Annotated in this window: 15 protein-coding genes and 1 pseudogene; 11 read left to right on the top strand and 5 right to left on the bottom strand. The window is 65.9% G+C overall.

Features of this window, described 5'->3' with window-relative positions; genetic code table 11:
- Position 1: 1 nt before the first annotated feature.
- Positions 2 to 1,339 carry a NupC/NupG family nucleoside CNT transporter gene (locus tag ADT71_RS19680; protein ID WP_054439526.1) on the bottom strand — a complete coding sequence of 446 codons (1,338 nt, stop codon included), beginning with the start codon at positions 1,337 to 1,339 and terminating at the stop codon, positions 2 to 4.
- Positions 1,340 to 1,441: 102 nt separating this feature from the next.
- Between ADT71_RS19680 and ADT71_RS19685 the strand changes: the two genes are divergently transcribed.
- From ADT71_RS19685 to ADT71_RS19715, 7 genes and pseudogenes are all read left to right on the top strand, one after another.
- The gene (locus ADT71_RS19685; protein WP_054439528.1) at positions 1,442 to 2,119 is read left to right on the top strand and encodes a queuosine precursor transporter; all 678 of its coding nucleotides are present in this window, start codon (positions 1,442 to 1,444) and stop codon (positions 2,117 to 2,119) included.
- A 65-nt stretch (positions 2,120 to 2,184) separates the two neighbouring features.
- Positions 2,185 to 3,084 (top strand): acetylglutamate kinase, encoded by a 900-nt coding sequence (gene argB, locus ADT71_RS19690; protein WP_054439530.1) that lies wholly within the window; start codon positions 2,185 to 2,187, stop codon positions 3,082 to 3,084.
- A 48-nt stretch (positions 3,085 to 3,132) separates the two neighbouring features.
- Positions 3,133 to 3,696 carry a hypothetical protein gene (locus ADT71_RS19695; RefSeq protein ID WP_054439532.1) on the top strand — a complete coding sequence of 188 codons (564 nt, stop codon included), beginning with the start codon at positions 3,133 to 3,135 and terminating at the stop codon, positions 3,694 to 3,696.
- 127 nt (positions 3,697 to 3,823) lie between these two features.
- The gene (locus tag ADT71_RS19700; protein WP_054439534.1) at positions 3,824 to 4,105 is read left to right on the top strand and encodes a YggT family protein; all 282 of its coding nucleotides are present in this window, start codon (positions 3,824 to 3,826) and stop codon (positions 4,103 to 4,105) included.
- Position 4,106: 1 nt separating this feature from the next.
- A pseudogene (folD, locus tag ADT71_RS19705) lies at positions 4,107 to 5,005 on the top strand (bifunctional methylenetetrahydrofolate dehydrogenase/methenyltetrahydrofolate cyclohydrolase FolD).
- A complete protein-coding gene (locus tag ADT71_RS19710) occupies positions 5,002 to 5,724 on the top strand; it encodes a hypothetical protein (protein WP_231636053.1) in 723 nt (240 codons plus the stop codon). Before folD ends, ADT71_RS19710 begins: the two are co-directional and overlap by 4 nt.
- 5 nt (positions 5,725 to 5,729) lie before the next feature.
- Positions 5,730 to 6,365: a MarC family protein gene (locus tag ADT71_RS19715; protein ID WP_054439535.1), complete on the top strand. Its 636-nt coding sequence runs from the start codon at positions 5,730 to 5,732 to the stop codon at positions 6,363 to 6,365.
- An 84-nt stretch (positions 6,366 to 6,449) separates the two neighbouring features.
- Here ADT71_RS19715 and ADT71_RS19720 read toward each other — a convergent pair whose 3' ends face one another.
- From ADT71_RS19720 to hflK, 3 genes are all read right to left on the bottom strand, one after another.
- Entirely contained in the window at positions 6,450 to 7,991 is a 1,542-nt protein-coding gene (locus ADT71_RS19720) for a Do family serine endopeptidase (RefSeq protein WP_197283087.1), read from the bottom strand.
- A 126-nt stretch (positions 7,992 to 8,117) separates the two neighbouring features.
- Positions 8,118 to 8,957 carry a protease modulator HflC gene (gene hflC / locus ADT71_RS19725; protein ID WP_054439538.1) on the bottom strand — a complete coding sequence of 280 codons (840 nt, stop codon included), beginning with the start codon at positions 8,955 to 8,957 and terminating at the stop codon, positions 8,118 to 8,120.
- Positions 8,957 to 10,201, bottom strand: a complete 1,245-nt coding sequence (gene hflK, locus ADT71_RS19730; RefSeq protein WP_054439540.1) for a protease modulator HflK — start codon at positions 10,199 to 10,201, stop codon at positions 8,957 to 8,959. The genes hflC and hflK overlap by 1 nt, the downstream gene beginning before the upstream one ends.
- A gap of 149 nt (positions 10,202 to 10,350) precedes the next feature.
- Here hflK and ADT71_RS19735 point away from each other — a divergent pair, with 149 nt between their 5' ends.
- The 4 genes from ADT71_RS19735 (at position 10,351) to ADT71_RS19750 (ending at position 15,639) form a co-directional block, all read left to right on the top strand.
- On the top strand, positions 10,351 to 11,319 hold the full coding sequence (locus ADT71_RS19735) for an Mrp/NBP35 family ATP-binding protein (RefSeq protein WP_054439542.1): 969 nt from the start codon (positions 10,351 to 10,353) through the stop codon (positions 11,317 to 11,319).
- Positions 11,319 to 13,574: a molybdopterin cofactor-binding domain-containing protein gene (locus ADT71_RS19740; RefSeq protein ID WP_054439544.1), complete on the top strand. Its 2,256-nt coding sequence runs from the start codon at positions 11,319 to 11,321 to the stop codon at positions 13,572 to 13,574. The genes ADT71_RS19735 and ADT71_RS19740 overlap by 1 nt, the downstream gene beginning before the upstream one ends.
- Positions 13,574 to 14,581: a ferrochelatase gene (gene hemH, locus ADT71_RS19745; protein WP_054439546.1), complete on the top strand. Its 1,008-nt coding sequence runs from the start codon at positions 13,574 to 13,576 to the stop codon at positions 14,579 to 14,581. Before ADT71_RS19740 ends, hemH begins: the two co-directional genes overlap by 1 nt.
- A gap of 182 nt (positions 14,582 to 14,763) precedes the next feature.
- Entirely contained in the window at positions 14,764 to 15,639 is an 876-nt protein-coding gene (locus ADT71_RS19750) for a winged helix DNA-binding protein (protein ID WP_369818313.1), read from the top strand.
- Positions 15,640 to 15,648: 9 nt separating this feature from the next.
- On the opposite strand, the gene ADT71_RS19755 is transcribed toward ADT71_RS19750, so the two are convergent.
- Positions 15,649 to 16,020, bottom strand: a complete 372-nt coding sequence (locus tag ADT71_RS19755) for a PilZ domain-containing protein (protein ID WP_082370459.1) — start codon at positions 16,018 to 16,020, stop codon at positions 15,649 to 15,651.
- Positions 16,021 to 16,660: the final 640 nt, after the last annotated feature.

Genomic DNA, 16,660 nt, shown 5'->3' on the forward strand with positions numbered 1-16,660 from the left:
ATCAGCCCAGCCCGAGGAACAGGCCGGCCAGCGCGGCGCTCATCAGGTTTGACAGGCTGCCCGCGCAGAGCGCGCGCACGCCGAGGCGGGCGATGATCGGGCGCTGGTTGGGGGCGAGTCCGCCGGTTACCGCCATCTGGATGGCGATCGAGGAGAAGTTGGCGAAGCCGCAGAGCGCGAAAGTGACGACGGCCACGGTGCGCGGGCTGAGCGCCGACATCTGTCCGAGGTCGATGAAGGCGACGAATTCGTTGAGGACGATCTTGCTGCCGAACAGGCTGCCGGCCTGCATCGCCTCATGCCAGTCGGGCGTGGCGAGCAGGTAGAAGATCGGCGCGAAGAGGTAGCCCAGCAGGCCCTGGAAGGTCACGCCGGAGAAACCGAACAGCGCGCCGATCCAGCCGACGATGCCGTTGGCGAGCGCGATCAGGGCGACGAAGGCCAGCACCATGGCGCCGACGGCCACGGCCAGCTTCACGCCGGTCTGCGCGCCCTGCGAGGCGGCCATGATGATGTTGGCGGGCTTTTCCTCGTCGTGCTCGACCGCTTCGGGTTCGTCGACGTGGACGCCCGGCAGGTGAGTCACGTCGGCGCGGTTGAGCGCGGCGGCGGCGGCGCCGGCGGGCGGCAGCGTGCCCTCATGGACTTCAACTTCGCCGGACGCGGGGTCGACCGGGGCGGGGCGCGGGTCGGGCATGATCATCTTGGCCATGAAGATGCCCCCCGGCGCCGACATGAAGGCAGCGGCGACGAGATAGTCGATGCGGATGCCCATCGAGGCATAGGCGGCCAGGATCGTGCCTGCCACGCCGGCAAGGCCCACGCTCATCACGCAGAACAGCTGCGAGGGGTTGAGCGAGGCGAGGTAGGGGCGGATCACCAGCGGGGCCTCGCTCTGGCCGACGAAAATGTTCGAGGCGGCGCAAAGGCTTTCGACCTTGCTGATCCCCGTGAGCTTTTCAAGCCCGCCGCCGATCCAGCGGACCACCAGCGGCATGATCTTCAGGTAATAGAGGATCGAGATCAGCGAGGCGAAGAAGATGATGACCGGCAGGGCCGAGATCGCGAAGCTGTGTCCGCCGATTTCCGGGCTGGCGAGGGGGCCGAACAGGAAATCGACACCGGCATGGGCATAGCCGAGCAGGCTTTCGACGCCCGAAGCGGCCCCGCCGAGCAGGTCTTTTCCGAAAGGCACATAGAGCACGAGCGCAGCCAGACCGGCCTGCAGCGCGAATGCCGCTCCCACCACGCGCAGGCGGATCGCGCGGCGATTGGTGGACAGAAGAAAGGCGGCAGCCATGATGAGGACGATGCCGAGCAGGCTGTAGGCGACGTGCATCGTCCCCATTTCTCCGAAAAACGTGCTGAATCTGTGCGCAAACCTAGAGGCGCGCATTCGTGACGGCTAGTGCAATTGTTTCGCGCCCGTTAGAGCATCGTCATGGAACCGCAAGCCCCTGCAAGCGCGCAATCCCGCGCCGTCGCCATTCCCCGCTCGATGTTCGTGTTCTCGACGCTCTATGGCGGGCTGGTCGTGCTGGCGGGCGTGCTGGGCATCAAGATCGCCTCGCTGGGCGAGTGGCCCGTCGTCGGCAATCTTGCCGTCGAGTCGGGAATCTTCGCTTTCCTGCTGCTCGTCGTCCTTTCGAGCGCGGTGGCCGAGCTGCACGGAACCGCCGTGGCCAACCGGCTGGTGCGCTTCGGCTTCATCCCGCTCATCGTTTCGATGAGCCTGCTGACACTGGTGATCCACGCCGTGCCGCCGGCGCCGTTCTGGCAGGATCAGGAGGCCTTCGCCCGCCTCCTCGGTCAGGGCGCGCGGATGCAGTTCGCCGGCCTTGTCTCCTACGGCGTGTCGCAGACGCTCAACGTCACCGTGTTCTCACGGCTTGCCGCCGGGCGCGAGGGCGGAATGCTGCTGCTGCGCGCATGGATCGCCAGCCTGCTTTCGCAAGTGGTGGACACGCTGATCTTCATCACGATCTCGTTTGCCGGTGTGCTGCCGCTCTGGGGCATCATGGAGGGCCAGATCATCTCCAAGCTGCTGCTTTCCACGATCATGGTGCCGCCGTTCATCTGGCTTTTCGTGAAGCTCGGTCGCAAACTGGACGGCGAATGAAATATTCGGCCGTCAGGGGCCGAAAACTGGGTTTTAATTCTGCGCAAGGGGTCTAAAGCGCGCCCATGCCGATTCCGCACGATCCCGCCATGCTCTCGAAGGCCGAGACGCTCGTCGATGCGCTGCCCTACCTGCAGCGTTATGCCGGTCGCACGTTCGTTGTGAAATACGGCGGCCACGCGATGGGCGATCCCGAACTGGCGCGAGATTTCGCGGAAGACGTGGTCCTGCTCAAGGCCGTGGGCATCAATCCGGTGGTCGTCCATGGCGGCGGTCCGCAGATCGGCGCCATGCTCAAGACCATGGGCGTCGAATCGCGCTTCATCGACGGGCTGCGCGTAACCGACAAGCAGACCGCGCAAGTCGCCGAGATGGTGCTGTCGGGCGTCATCAACAAGGAAATCGTCGGCTGGATCGCGCAGGCGGGCGGCAAGGCCATGGGGATTTCCGGCAAGGACGGCGGTCTCGTCACCGCCGCCAAGGTGCAGCGCACCGCCAAGGACCCGGACAGCAATATCGAGCGCGTTGTCGACCTCGGCTTCGTGGGCGAGCCTGCGACGATCGATATCGGCGTGATCGAGACGATCTCGTCCGCGGGCATGATCCCGGTGATCGCGCCGATCGCACCGGGAGAGGACGGGCAGACCTACAATATCAACGCAGACACCATGGCCGGCGCCGTTGCCGCCGCGCTGGGTGCCTCGCGCCTGTTCCTGCTGACCGACGTGCGCGGCGTGCTGGACAAGCAGGGCGAACTGCTGACGGACCTCACCCCTTCCGACATCGTGAAGCTCCAGCAGGACGGCACGATTTCGGGCGGCATGATCCCCAAGCTCGAAACCTGCATTCACGCGGTAGAAGCGGGCTGCGAAGCCGCCGTCGTGCTTGACGGGCGGGTTTCCCATGCCATGTTGCTGGAAATATTCACGCAGGAAGGTGCCGGCACGCTGATCCGCGCCGGCTAAGCCGAACTGCCCGGGGGAACTTTCCTGCTGAAAGGCAATTCGACCCACATGCGTAATACCCTCGTTCTCGCCAGTGCCGTTTCGGCCATCACGCTCCTGCTTGCCGCGTGCAACAAGGAGCCTGCAGCCGAGCCCGGCAATGGCGCGACGACGGAAGCGAGCGAGGCAGCCGTCACGACTGACGGACCTTCGGCGGAAGCCACGGGCGCTGCCAGTGCCGGTGTCGGTGCCGGTGTCGCCAGCCCGCTCGATCAGGGTGCGCTCACCGAACGGCGCGACCCCGAGCGCCTGCTGCGTTACTACACCAACGCGCTGCGCATGGGTGCATGGGACGAGGCTGTGAAGGCCTGGACCCTGGACGCGCAGATGACCTCGGAGCGACTGGCTAGGGAATTCGGCGGCGATGCCGGTCCAAAGATCGCGGTCGGCAAGGGCGACTTGGCCAATGCGGCCGGTTCGCTCTATTACGAGGCCCCGCTGGTGATCGACTTTGCCGATGGCCGTCCGTCACGCCGGGGCACCATTGTCCTGCGGCGCGTCAACGATGTGCCGGGCGCCAGCCAGCAGCAGCTCAACTGGCGGATCGAGCGGACCTCCACGCTGCCTCAATAAGGCAGTTCACGACCTGAGAGCGCACGGTGTGTAACCGCGCGTTGCTCGCAAGCGGGCCGCGCTTGCCCCGCCTGCCCTGCCTCGGCTATCAGGCGGGCGCTTCATTCCTCAGAAAGGCCCCACGCCCATGCTCGGCGGTGTGATCAACGCCCTTATCTATCTCGTACAGATCCTTACCACGCTGGTGCTTGTCCAGTTCGTGCTGGGTCTGCTGATCTCCTTCAACGTGGTGAACCTGCATAACCGGTTCGTCGAGGCGATCTGGCGGGCGCTCAATGCGTTGCTCGATCCGATCCTCAGCCCGATCCGGCGGATCATGCCCAATACGGGCGGGATCGACTTCTCGCCGATGGTGCTGATCATCGGCCTGAACGTGCTCATCATGATCCTCCAGCCGATGGCCTACTGACATGACCACCGAGAACCAGATCATCGACGGCAAGGCGTTTGCCGAGGGCCTGCGCAGCCGCATCGCGGTTGCCGCCGCGGCATTCGAACGGCAGGCCGCCCGCAAGGCAGGCCTCGCGGTCGTGCTGGTGGGCGAAGACCCGGCAAGCCAGGTCTATGTCCGCAACAAGGGCAAGCAGACCGTGGCCTGCGGCATGGAGAGCTTCGAGCACAAGCTGCCCGCCGACACGTCCGAGGACGATCTGCTGGCGGTTGTCGAGCAGCTCAATGCCGATCCCGCCGTGGACGGCATTCTCGTCCAGCTTCCCCTGCCTTCGCATATGAACGAGCAGAAGGTCATCGCCACGATCAACCCCGACAAGGACGTTGACGGCTTCCATGTCGTCACGTCGGGCGCCTCGCCACCGGGCTGCCGGGCTTCGTGCCGTGCACGCCGCTGGGCTGCGTGATGTTGCTCAAGGACCGGCTGGGCTCGCTTTCCGGGCTGAACGCGGTGGTGATCGGCCGTTCGAACATCGTCGGCAAGCCGATGGCGCAGCTCCTCATCGCGGAAAGCTGCACCGTCACCGTGGCGCACAGCCGCACCAGGGACCTGCCCGAAGTCGTGCGCGGCGCCGATATCGTGATTGCGGCCGTCGGCCGCCCCGAGATGGTGAAGGGCGATTGGCTCAAGCCCGGCGCGACCGTGATCGACGTGGGCATCAATCGCGTGCCGGCGGCCGAAGAGGGCAAGAGCAAGCTGGTGGGCGACGTGGACTTCGCCTCGGCCGCGCAAGTTGCGGGCGCTATCACCCCGGTTCCGGGCGGGGTCGGCCCCATGACCATCGCCGTCCTGCTGCGTAACACGATCGTCGCCGCGCATCGCAATGCGGGTCTGTCGCTGGACGAGAGCGCGCTTTGAACCGCGCGCTGCTCGGCGCCCTTGGCGGGGTCGCGGCGCTTCTGCTGATCGCCGCTCCCGCCGTGGCCGAGCGGCGCCCGCCGCGCGCTCCCGGCGTAGGCACCGCCAATCCCAGTGCACTGATCGCGTCCGAGATCGCCTTTGCGCGCATGGCGCGCGAGAAAGGCCAGTGGAAGGCCTTCGACGAATTCGCGGATGACGCGGCAGTGATGTTCGTGCCGCAGCCGGTCCGTGCCAAAGAGTGGCTGAGCGGCCGAAAGGAACCGGCCGCCGCCGTGCAGTGGCAGGCTCACCAGGTCTGGATGAGCTGCGATGGTACGATGGGCGTGACCAGGGGTGCCTGGCAGCAACCGGACGGTTCGGTCGGCTATTTCACCACGATCTGGCAGCAGCGCAAGAAGGGCGATTTTCGCTGGGTGCTCGACCAGGGCGATACGCTCGACCAGCCGATGCAGGAGCCGGAGATGCTGTCTGCCTCCGTGGCGGACTGCGCGCGGGGCGGGAACGGCGCCTCGCCCGGCGATGAGCTGCTGGTCGAGCGGGATTCGGCCAAGGCGGCGCCGGGCATGGATGGCAAGGGGCGTTCGAAGGACGGCACTTTGACCTGGAGCTATCACGTGAACGCCGACCATTCGCGCTCGCTGGTCGTCTCGCTGATGAAGAATGGGGGCATGGCCGAAGTTCTGCGCAGCGATGTAGCCGCCCCGAAGGGACAATAACCGGCATGTACGAGCTTTTTCTCAGCGCTTTCGTCACCCTCTTCGTGGTGATCGATCCGCCGGGCTGCGCACCGATCTATGCCGGGCTCTCGGCCGATGCCAGCCGGTCTCAGGCGATCTCCATGGCCGCGCGTGCCTGCGTGATCGCGACCGCCATTCTGGTGGTCTTCGCGCTTTTCGGCGCGCGGCTTCTGGGGGCGCTGCATATCGAACTGAATGCCTTCCGCATCGCGGGCGGCATCATGCTGTTCATGATCGCCATCGACATGGTGTTCGAGAAGCGCACCCAGCGCCGCGAGGAGCGGGCGGAGAAGATCATCGCCCATAATGCCGAAACGCCCGAGGTGGACGATGTTTCGGTGTTCCCCATGGCCATGCCGATGCTGGCGGGGCCGGGCTCGATCGCGACGATCATGCTGCTCACCTCGCGCGCGCACGGCGCGGAGCAGACCATGGCGATCCTCGCGGCGATGGTCGCGGTCATGGTGCTCAGCTTTGCCGCTCTGGCGGCTGCCGGCCCCCTGATGCGCATTCTGGGCGACAAGGTGGAGGCGGTTATCACGCGGCTTCTCGGCGTGTTGCTGGCGGCGCTCGCGGCGCAATACGTGATCGACGGCGTCAAGGCCGTGCTGCTGAACTGACCTTCCCGCAGCAAGCCGTGAGCAGGCAATGAAAAGGCCCGCCGGATCGCTCCGGCGGGCCTTTTTTGTCGAAGCCCCTAAGCCTCAGCGCAGGCGCAGCGGTACGAAGGCGGCGGGCTGACCACGCGGCTGCACGCGCAGCAGGATCGCCGAGCGGCCATCGGCCTTGGCGGCCTTGATGGCATTTTCGAGGTCGGCCTGCGTCGAAACCGGCGCATTGTTGGCCGAGAGGATTATGAACCCGCGGGCAAAGCCCTTCTGGCCGGCATCCGAGCTCGGATCGACGGCGACGATGACGAGGCCCTTGGTGCCTTCCGAGGCCCCGAGCTGCCGCGCGATCTGCGAAGTCAGCGGCGTTACCGAGAGACCCAGCGACTTTTCGACAACGCTCTGGCCCTGTTCCTTGGGCGGATTGTTGAACGGATCGCTGTCCTGATCGGTGCTGGGATCGAAGGTCTGCTGGAGTTCGTCCTCGCTCGGGCGCTTGTCTACCGTGGCGGTCAGCGTCATGCGGCGGCCGTTGCGGATCAGCTCGATCGGGATGCGCGTTCCCGGCGCGGTGTTGGCGACGAGGAACGAGAGGTTCTGGTCGCGCGTCACTTCCTTGCCATCAACCTTCACCACGACGTCGCCCGCCTGGATTCCGGCCTTGGCCGCGGCACCGTCCGGCACGACGGCCTGGATGAATTCGCCCTTGTTGTGTTCGAGGCCCATCGAATCGGCAAGATCCTCATTGAGGGCCTGGATGGTCACGCCAAGGTAGCCGCGCTCGATCGCCTGGCCCTTCATCAGCTTCTGCACGATGGGAGCGGCGGTTTCGGCGGGAATCGCGAAGCCGATGCCGACGCTGCCGCCGGTGGGCGAGAAGATCGCGTTGTTGATGCCGATGACCTGGCCGTTCATGTCGAACATCGGCCCGCCCGAGTTGCCGCGGTTGATCGCCGCGTCGGTCTGGAGGTAGCGGTCATAGGCGCCCGAGCCCGAGCCGGTGTTGCGGTAGACGGCCGAGATGATGCCCGCCGTCACCGTTCCGCCAAGGCCGAACGGATTGCCGATGGCGATGATCCAGTCACCCACGCGGGCCTTCGAGCTGTCGCCGAACTTCACGTAGGGCAGCGGCTTGCTGGAAGTGATCTTGAGCACCGCGAGATCGGATGCGGCGTCCTTGCCGATCAGCTTGGCGGGATACTCGGTGCCGTCCGGCATGGTCACGGTGATCGATTCGACCTGACCCTTGCCTTCCGCGGTGATGACGTGGTTGTTCGTCACGACATAGCCGTCGGCCGAGACGATGAAGCCCGAGCCGAGCGACTGGGCTTCGCGGGTTTGCGGGCTGGCGCCGCCACCGCCGCCGCCGCCGAACAGACCCTCGAACGGGGTTCCGGCGAAGGGATTGCCGCCGCCCTGCACCTGGACGCGCTGGCGCGTCGAGATGTTGACGACCGCAGGCTGAAGCTGCTCGGTCAGGTCCGCAAAGCCGCTGGGCGCGCCGGCGCGGGGCACCACGTTGGCCATCTGGCTGGCTTCGTTCTGGGCAACCTGGGCCCCTGCGGGATAGCCGGTCACCAGCGTGGCGGTGGCGCCTCCCAGCAGGAGCGCTGTGGTCAGTCCATAAGCGTATCGCACGGGCTTCACGTCCTTTGATTCCTCCGTCTTGGCGGTGCAGCGTCACCATCCGCCGACTGATGCCGATTGAAGCTCTGGGAGCTTAACCGGATTTGAATAGGCGGCCTTTCAAGCGCTTCGCGCCGGTCACGGTTCCCTGAAGTGGTTGAGATAGGCATTGTCGGGCGAAAGCAGGATGGTCTTCCCGGCCTCTCCCTTGGCGAACGAAATTCCATAGCTCTGCATGGAGCGGTAGAAATCGTAGAACTGCGGGTCCTTGCCGAAGGCGGCGGCATAGATCTTCGAGGCCTGCGCTTCCGCGTCGGCCTGAATGATCTGCGCGTCCTTCTGGCCCTGCGCGGTGATCGTCTTGGCTTCCTCGTCGCGCGAGGCCTGCATGCGGGTGAAGGCGCTTTCGAGCGCGCCTTCGGGAAGATCCGCGCGCTTGATCCGCACGTCGACGACTTGCGCACCATATTCGCGCGCCTCGCGGTCGAGCCCGTCGCGGATGTTCTCCATCGCCTTGCCGCGTTCGGCGGTCAGCAGCGACTGGAACGTGCGCTTGCCCAGTTCCTGGCGAAGCACCGAGGAAAGGATCGGTTCGAGCTGTTCGGTCACGCGTTCGCTGGTGCCCGCGGTTTCGACCATCTTGACCGGATCGATGATGCGATAGCGCGCATAGGCATCGACGTTCAGGCGAAGCTGGTCGGTCGAGAGGACCTGCTGCTGCTGCATGTCCACGGACAGCAGGCGCTTGTCGATGCGGATCACGCGGTCCACCATCGGGATGCGGAAGTGAACGCCCGCGCCGGTCTGGCCGTAGTCGGCCTTGGGCACATAGGGGTTGTACACCGCAATGGGCCTGCCGGTGCGAACGATGACCGCCTGCTCCGTTTCCGGCACCACGATCATGCTGAGCATCAGCCCGACAACGGCGGCCCCGCCCAGGAACCAGGCGGCCTTGTAGTCCTGCCAGAGGCGATTCATCACTGGCCTCCCTTGGATGCGTCGACGGTGGCGGCCGGCGCGGGCGCGGCAACCACGGTTTCCTCGGCGGCCGGGGCCCGGCGCTTCATCTCGGAAAGGGGGAGGTACGTGTTCATGTTCTTGGCTTCGGCGACGACGGTGTCGTTGTCGCGCAGCACCCGCTCCATCGTTTCGTAGTACATGCGGCGCTTGGTCACTTCGGGCGCGAGCTTGTACTGTTCATAGACCTTGTCGAACGAGGCGGCCTCGCCCTGGGCGCGGGCAAGCGTCTGCTGCGCCCAGGCACGAGCCTTGGAGCGATCGCGGTCCGCTTCCTGCTGGGAGACGTTGACCTGGTCGAACGCTTCCTTGGTCTTGGCCGGGGGATCGGCCTTCTTGATTTCCACGCCCTGGATCGAGACGCCCGAGCGATAGTAATCGAGAATGCGCTGGGTCCGGTCGCGCACGTCCTGTTCGACCACGGCGCGGCCGGCGCCGGACAGCGTCTCGTTCAGCGTGATCTGGCCGATAGACGCGCGCATGGCCGCTTCCGCCACTTCGCGCACCGTTTCGTCAGGATCGGCGAGGCGGTAGGTGTAGTCTTTCAGGTTCTTGATGTTCCAGCGCACCAGATAGCTGAGATCGACAAGGTTCTTGTCGCCCGTCAGCATCAGCTTTTCGCCTTCGCCCTCGGGGATCGTGTAGACGGTGAACGAACGCACGTCCTTCACGTCGACCTGTTCGATCGGCCAGGGAAGGGTGAGCGAAAGGCCGGAATCGATCGTGCGGGAATACTGGCCCAGCCGCGAAACGATGCCCTGCTCCTTGGGGCCGAGCATGTGGACCATGGAGATGCCAAGCATCGCGGCAACCGCGATGCCGATGCCGAGCGGCAGCCACGACTTGCCGTCGGGGCGGCGCGGCAGATTGGGGAATCCGCCGCCGGGTCCGAAGCCGCCGCCTCCGCCGCCGGGGCGGCGCGGATCGCGCGGGCGGAAGATGTCCTCGATGCCGGCGGCGCGGCGCGGCGGGGTTTCACTGCCGCTGGGAAGCCACGGGTTGCGAGGGCCCTTGCGATCGTCGGGACGGCTTTCCGGCGGCTTGCCCTGTTCGCCCCTGCTGCCGGGGGCTTCGCCTGAAGGCTCGTCGTTACGGCCTTCGTCCTGACCCTCGGGCACGCCTTCGTTGCCGCCTTCGCCGGGTTCTCCCGCAGGACCATTGCCGTCATTTCCGCCGCCACCCCAAGGGCTTTGACGTCCGGTCATGGCGAGGCCTGCGCGCGTGATTGCACCACCAATAGCTTTCATAGGCTTATCTATAGGTGCGCTATTCGCACAAAAACAGTGCCTCTCTTGCCCTTTTTCCTCGACTGCTCCACCTGAGCGGCAAATTCACCATCATGTGAAAGGACGAAATGACAAGCCCGGATGCCGATCGACTGAAAGCGCTCCTGCCGCCGGAGGTGGCTCGAAGAGTGCAGTCGTTGCGGCTCGCCGACGGCAGGGCGAGCGTCGTGATCGATGCCACCGGCCTTTCCGTGCAGGACCGCGCCGGGCTTGAGCAGATCGTATCCGGTGCGCTGGAAGGCAAGCCGGGCGTCGCCAACGTGCGCGTGGCGATCACGGCCGAAAAGCCGGTGCAGCGCATTCTCGCGGTGGGCTCGGGCAAGGGCGGGGTCGGCAAGTCGACGCTGGCCGCAAACCTGGCGGTCGCGCTTTCGCGCATGGGGCGCAAGGTGGGGCTGGTCGATGCGGACATCTACGGGCCGTCGCAGGCGCGGTTGCTCGGCATCGAGGGGCAGCGTCCGGTGGCGCACGAAAGCCGGCTGGTCCCGGTCGCCAGCGCCTTTGGGGTGCCGGTGCTGTCGATGGCCAATCTGCTGGAGCCGGGACAGGCGATCGCCTGGCGCGGGCCGATGGTTGCAGGTGCGCTGACCCAACTGCTCGAAGGGCACTGGGACAACGCCGAAATCATCGTCGTCGACCTGCCGCCCGGTACCGGCGACGTCCAGTTGACCATGCTCCAGAAGTTCAAGCCGGCGGGCGCGGTCATCGTGTCCACGCCGCAGGACCTTGCCCTCATGGACGCGACCCGCGCCATCGAACTGTTCGAGAAGAGCGGGGTGCCGATCGTCGGCGTGGTGGAGAACATGGCCGGCTATGCCTGCCCCCACTGCGGCGAAGTGAGCGACCCCTTCGGCGCTGGCGGGGCCGAGGCTGCTGCCGCGGAGATGGGCAAGGCCTTCCTCGGCCGTATCCCGCTGGATATCGCGATCCGGCGTGAAAGCGACGCAGGCACGCCTCCGGCCGCCGGACAGGGGCCGCAAGCGGAGGCTTTCGCGGGGCTTGCGCTCAAGGTCGCCGATTGGCTGGACCGCCCCTGATGGCGGTCACGCGCCGGGGTATCCTGATCGGCGCGCTGGCAGGCGGCGGGCTGGCAGTGGGATATCTCCTGCGCCCGCGCCGCTTTCCGATGCCCTTGGAACCGGGCCGGGACGAATATGCGTTCGGGGCCTGGATCAAGATCGCCGCTGACGGGGTGGTGAGCGTGGCCGTGCCCCAGGTGGAAATGGGGCAGGGAATAACCACGCTGTTGCCGCAAGTGGTGGCCTACGAACTCGGCGCCGACTGGCGGCAGGTGGCCGTCGAGCCCGCGCCTGTAAGCGCGATCTACGCCAATGCCGTGCTCGCCGCGAAATGGGCGCCGCTCTGGCTCCCGTTGTTGCCGGAGATCGCCGAGAATCCCGATGGCTTCGCCGCGCGCCGCTTTGCGCAGGACCATCGTTTCAACGTCACGGCCGACGGCACCTCGCTGGCCGCATACGAGGGTCCGGCCCGCGCCGCCGCCGCTTCGGCCCGCGCGCTGCTCGTGCAGGCGGCGGCTGCCCGCTGGGGCGTTGCCCCGGAACAATGCGAAGCGGCGAACGGCCTTGTCCTGCATGAGGGCAAGCGCTTGCCCTTTGGCCCGCTCGCCGCCGAGGCAGCAGGGTTCTCCCCGCCCGATCCGCCGCCCCTGCGCGCGGATGCCATGGCGGAGAAGCCCGGAGAGTTTCCGCCCGGTGCTCCTTTGCGCTGGCCCCGCCTCGACCTGCCGTCCAAGGTCGATGGATCGTGGACTTTTGCCGGAGACGTGCGCCTGCCGGACATGTTGCGCGCGGCGATCCGCCAAGCGCCCATCGGCAAGGCGGAACTCTCGGGTTTTGACGAAAGCGCGGGGAAGGGCCTCAAGGGTTTCAGCCGTTTCGTGCGCGGGCCTGACTGGATCGCCGCGCTGGCGGGCGACTGGTGGACTGCCGAAGCCGCGCTAGACCGCGCCAGGCCGCGCTTTCGCGTCGCCCGCGGAAGTGACAGCAGCGAGGCCGACAATGCGCTGGACGAGGCCATGCGCATGGGCACGCCCACCCGCCTTCACGCAGAGGGCGACATGGCGGCGATCGAGGGGGGCTTGCCGGTCCAGATCCGCTACGAGGTCGCCCCGGCCGTCCATGCTGCGATCGAGACCGGGAGCGCCACCGCGCGCTTCGAGAATGGCCGCCTCGAACTCTGGATCGGGACCCAGGCGCCCGAGGCGGCGCGCGAAGCCGCCGCTACCGCGCTGGGACTGCGTGCGGCGGATGTCGTCCTTTATCCGATGCCGATCGGTGGCAGCTTCGACCGGCGGCTGGAATGCGCCCACGCCGCACAAGTCGCGCTGCTGGCGAAGGAGGCCGGCCGCCCGGTGCAACTCACACTCTCGCGGCGGCAGGACCATTTCGCGGCTTATCCGCGCACGCCGGCCGTGGCGGTCATGGCGGCGCGAACCGACGCGGAAGGGGGCGTGGCAGGCTGGCGCGCCCGCATCGCCGTGCCCGCTACCGCGCGGGAGTTCGGGCGTCGGTTCTTCTCCGGCGAAGCCTCGTTCGGTGCACTCGACGCGGTGGCCGATGTCGCCGATCCGATGGCGCTGGAAGGTGCGGTCCCGGCCTATGCAGTGCCCAGCCTGGCTGTCGACCATGTGCCCGCCAATATCGGTCTTCCGACCGGGCGGATGCGCGGCAATGCCCATGGCTATACCGCCTTCTTCAACGAGAGCTTCGTGGATGAACTGGCGCACCGCGCCGGACGCGAGCCCCTGGCCTATCGCATGGCCATGCTGGGGCACGACCCGCGCCTTGCCGAATGCCTTCAGCGCGCGGCGGGGCTTGCGCAATGGGGCGGCGGCGGGGACAGCAGCGGGCAAGGCATCGCGTGCCACCTGATCGGGGAGGGGCGCATCGCCGTGGTCGCCTCGGCCCGGCGTGACGAGAACGGGGTGCGGGTGGAGAAACTCAGCGCCGTTGCCGACATCGGCCGCATCGTGAACCTCGATATTGCCCGTCAACAGATCGAGGGCGGGCTGGTCTTCGGTCTCGGCCTCGCGCTGGGATGCAGTCCAAACTATACGGGAGGCAGGCCTGACAGCGAACGGCTGGCCGAACTTTCCCTGCCGACGCTGGCTGACTGCCCTGCCATAGAGGTGGACTTCATCGAAAGCACCGACGATCCTGCCGATCCGGGGGAACTGGGCGTAGCCGTGGTCGCCCCGGCTGTCGCCAACGCACTCTATTCGGCTACGGGATTGCGATTCCGCCGCCTTCCGCTTTTTGCCGAGGACATGTGATGCCCCCCAAAGACAGAACTTCCGCCGCCGCGGGCGAGATCGGCGTGCTGCTGGTCAACCTCGGCACGCCCGACGCTGCCACCCCTGCCGCAGTCCGTCGCTATCTCGCGGAATTCCTCTCCGATCCGCGCGTCGTGGAGATTCCGGCCATCGCCTGGAAGCCGATCCTGCACGGTGTGATCCTGCGGACCCGGCCTGCCAAGTCCGCTCATGCCTATCGTCAGGTCTGGACCGAAAAGGGCTCGCCGCTCGCTGCGATCACCGCCGCGCAGGCGGCAGGGCTTCAGGCCTTGCTGGGGACTCGCGCGAAGGTCGACTGGGCGATGCGGTACGGCAATCCTGCCATTCCCGCGCGTCTGCAGGCGATGAAGGATGCAGGCTGCGACCGGATACTCGTCGCGCCGCTCTATCCCCAATACTCGGGGGCGACGACGGCCTCGGTGATGGACAGGCTGGGCGAGGCGCTGCGCGCCATGCGTTGGCAGCCCGCGATCCGCACCCTGCCGCCCTATTTCGGCGATGCCGTCTATATCGGCGCGCTGGAGGATGATCTGGTCCGTCAGATCGGGGGGCTGGACTTCGTGCCGGAAGTGCTTCTGCTGTCGTACCACGGAATGCCCCAGCGAACCGCGGATCTCGGCGATCCCTATCACTGGCACTGCCGCGAGACCTCGCGCCTGTTGACCGAACGCCTGAATCTGCGCGTTCCGGGATTACGGATTGAAACGAGCTTCCAGTCGCGCTTCGGCAGGGCAAAGTGGCTGGAGCCGTCCACCGAAGACGTGCTGGCGGCAGAGGCGAAAGCGGGCACGACCCGCATCGCCGTAGCGGCGCCGGGCTTCTCGGCAGACTGCGTGGAAACGCTGGAGGAACTGGCGATTCGGGGTAGGGAGGTCTTCGAGGAGGCCGGAGGCCGCGAGATGGCCGTACTGTCCTGCCTGAATGATGGCGCGTCGGGCATGGAGATGCTGCAAGCGCTTGTTAATCGGGAACTTTCCGGTTGGTGACAAGGATTTAACAGCCGCGTTTCTTGACTATCGATGGCTTCGTTCTACTCCTGTTCCTGATTGTTGGAATGGGGCGAACGGTCATGTGGAACACCGATGCCACCGATTTTTCCTATGGAACGTCGCAAGACGTGTCCGGAGGAAGATCGGTTTCACTATCAATCTTTGCGGATCGGGCACACTTGCGCTCGACCATGCAGGAAGATGCCGCGGGTGCCGGCCTCCACGTCGCTTTCGCTGGATCACTCGGCGATCTACCTGCCGCGGAGGGGCGCTCGCTCGGCGATGTCGTCATGCTTGATTGCCCCGTCATCGATGCTGCAACCCTGGCGGCGCTTGCACGGCTGGACCTGCGTGCAGCGGGCGGTGACACGCGGTTGATCGTATCCACCAGCGTCGAGATGCTGGATGAGGTATTCGCCTGCATGGACATGTCGATGCCGGTGCTGCTGGTCGATCCCAACCGCGCGGAGCGGGTGATCGCATTGGGGCAGGTCATGGCCGGTTTCCCCGCTGCCCGGCTGCGTGAATTGTCTGAAGACGATCGCTTGATGCTGCTTCGTCTGAGCGAGCAGGTCGGGCAGATCGCCGGCCATATGGACAGGCTGGCGCCTGCAGGACCGGCGCGGGCAGGGCGATCGGGCGCTTCTGCCGAGGCCCCGGATTTCGCGGGCAATGGCCCTCCTTACGCGGCGAAGGACCCTTCCTTCCTGTCCGACGCGCGCATGCTGCGCAGGATCATCCGGCAGCGCCAGTTGCGCGCTCGCTTCATCGAGGGAGACCTGTTCGCAGACCCTGCCTGGGATATGCTTCTGGATCTTGCCGCCGCGCGGGCCGAAGGCAAACAGGTGTCGGTCACCTCGCTCTGCATCGCTTCGGCCGTCCCGCCCACTACCGCGCTGCGCTGGATCGGCCAACTGGTGGAGGCGGGCCTGTTCCAGCGTGTTTGTGACGAGAACGATCGCAGACGAGCGTTCATCGAACTGACGGACCAGGCGGTTGACCGGCTTGCCCGCTACTTCGGGGAAATCGCGCTTACCCAGCCGGTCCCGGTCTGAACCGGCGCTTCAAACGGCCATCTTGCGCGGGGCATGCGTGGCCGGCGGAAGGTGCTCGCAGTCATCGACGAGGCGTGTGGCGAGCACGATCTGCAAGGGCAGCGGTTCGAAGAACGCAATGCCGCAATGGTTTGAGCGACACCAGATCACTTCCCCGAATCCTTCATGGCCCGGCGCGTCATGGCCGAGGATATGATGCTTCGCCCATTCGACGACCACTTCGCATCCGGTCCTGAGTTGAGCCTGGACGTGCAGTCTGGCGCCTGAGGCCGACAGGTCGAGCAGCACCGCCTGATGTGTACTCCCGAGCGTGACGAGCCTTGCGGGGAGTCGTACATGAAGGCGGCTCTGCCGGCGCGCCCATAAGCGGTCAGATTGCATGGCGGCGGTTCATCCTGCGGGAGTTCGTGGCTTTCCATGGGCACGATCTTCCGCAACCGATGCTAGCGCAGGGTTTCGAACGTCTAGCGACTTCAACCTAGGCCCGTCTGAAGGAAGTGGCTGCCTGTTCTCCTCCTGCCGGACAAGCTTCGCCACCAGACCCGTCAGACCACCACACTGCCGCCGGGATCGATCCGGTTCAGGCGGGTTTCAGGCCCGGCTTCTCCAGGTTCCGCGCTTGATCCGCCGAATGCCGGTGCCGCAGTGAAGGCACTCGCTTTCATACTCGATTCCCGTCCAACGGGTCTTGTTGCCTCGGCTGTGCCGGTCGAAAATGCAGAAAATTCGCTTAATGCGAGAAATCATGAAGGCCCCCCTCCACCCCCCAATGGATGGCGGCCGGACTATATGTTCACTTTTCACACTTCCCAGCCCCGATTTTCTATATGTTATATAATCGGACATACTGAAAAACGATATCGCTGTGGCGGTGCAGAGCGGGGAGCCGAATTACCAGGCGGGACACTGGTTGTCCGCTTCGAAAGCCGCGGCCAGAGGGCCCTTCGCGGAAAAGATCAATTCGGCTCTTATTTTGGTCAAACTTCGCAGAAAACCTTCGATCCGGCGCAAATTGTAGTTA

It is taken from the genome of Novosphingobium sp. ST904 (genome assembly GCF_001298105.1).
Taxonomy (GTDB): Bacteria; Pseudomonadota; Alphaproteobacteria; order Sphingomonadales; family Sphingomonadaceae; genus Novosphingobium.

Bases quoted from the DNA above. Each gene is read 5' to 3' on its own strand.
- ADT71_RS19680 (WP_054439526.1), bottom strand. From the start codon at position 1,339: ATGCACGTCGCCTACAGCCTGCTCGGCATCGTCCTCATCATGGCTGCC.
- ADT71_RS19685 (WP_054439528.1), top strand. From the start codon at position 1,442: ATGGAACCGCAAGCCCCTGCAAGCGCGCAATCCCGCGCCGTCGCCATT.
- argB (WP_054439530.1), top strand. From the start codon at position 2,185: ATGCCGATTCCGCACGATCCCGCCATGCTCTCGAAGGCCGAGACGCTC.
- ADT71_RS19695 (WP_054439532.1), top strand. From the start codon at position 3,133: ATGCGTAATACCCTCGTTCTCGCCAGTGCCGTTTCGGCCATCACGCTC.
- ADT71_RS19700 (WP_054439534.1), top strand. From the start codon at position 3,824: ATGCTCGGCGGTGTGATCAACGCCCTTATCTATCTCGTACAGATCCTT.
- ADT71_RS19715 (WP_054439535.1), top strand. From the start codon at position 5,730: ATGTACGAGCTTTTTCTCAGCGCTTTCGTCACCCTCTTCGTGGTGATC.
- hflC (WP_054439538.1), bottom strand. From the start codon at position 8,957: ATGAATCGCCTCTGGCAGGACTACAAGGCCGCCTGGTTCCTGGGCGGG.
- hflK (WP_054439540.1), bottom strand. From the start codon at position 10,201: ATGACCGGACGTCAAAGCCCTTGGGGTGGCGGCGGAAATGACGGCAAT.
- ADT71_RS19735 (WP_054439542.1), top strand. From the start codon at position 10,351: ATGACAAGCCCGGATGCCGATCGACTGAAAGCGCTCCTGCCGCCGGAG.
- ADT71_RS19740 (WP_054439544.1), top strand. From the start codon at position 11,319: ATGGCGGTCACGCGCCGGGGTATCCTGATCGGCGCGCTGGCAGGCGGC.
- hemH (WP_054439546.1), top strand. From the start codon at position 13,574: ATGCCCCCCAAAGACAGAACTTCCGCCGCCGCGGGCGAGATCGGCGTG.
- ADT71_RS19755 (WP_082370459.1), bottom strand. From the start codon at position 16,020: ATGCAATCTGACCGCTTATGGGCGCGCCGGCAGAGCCGCCTTCATGTA.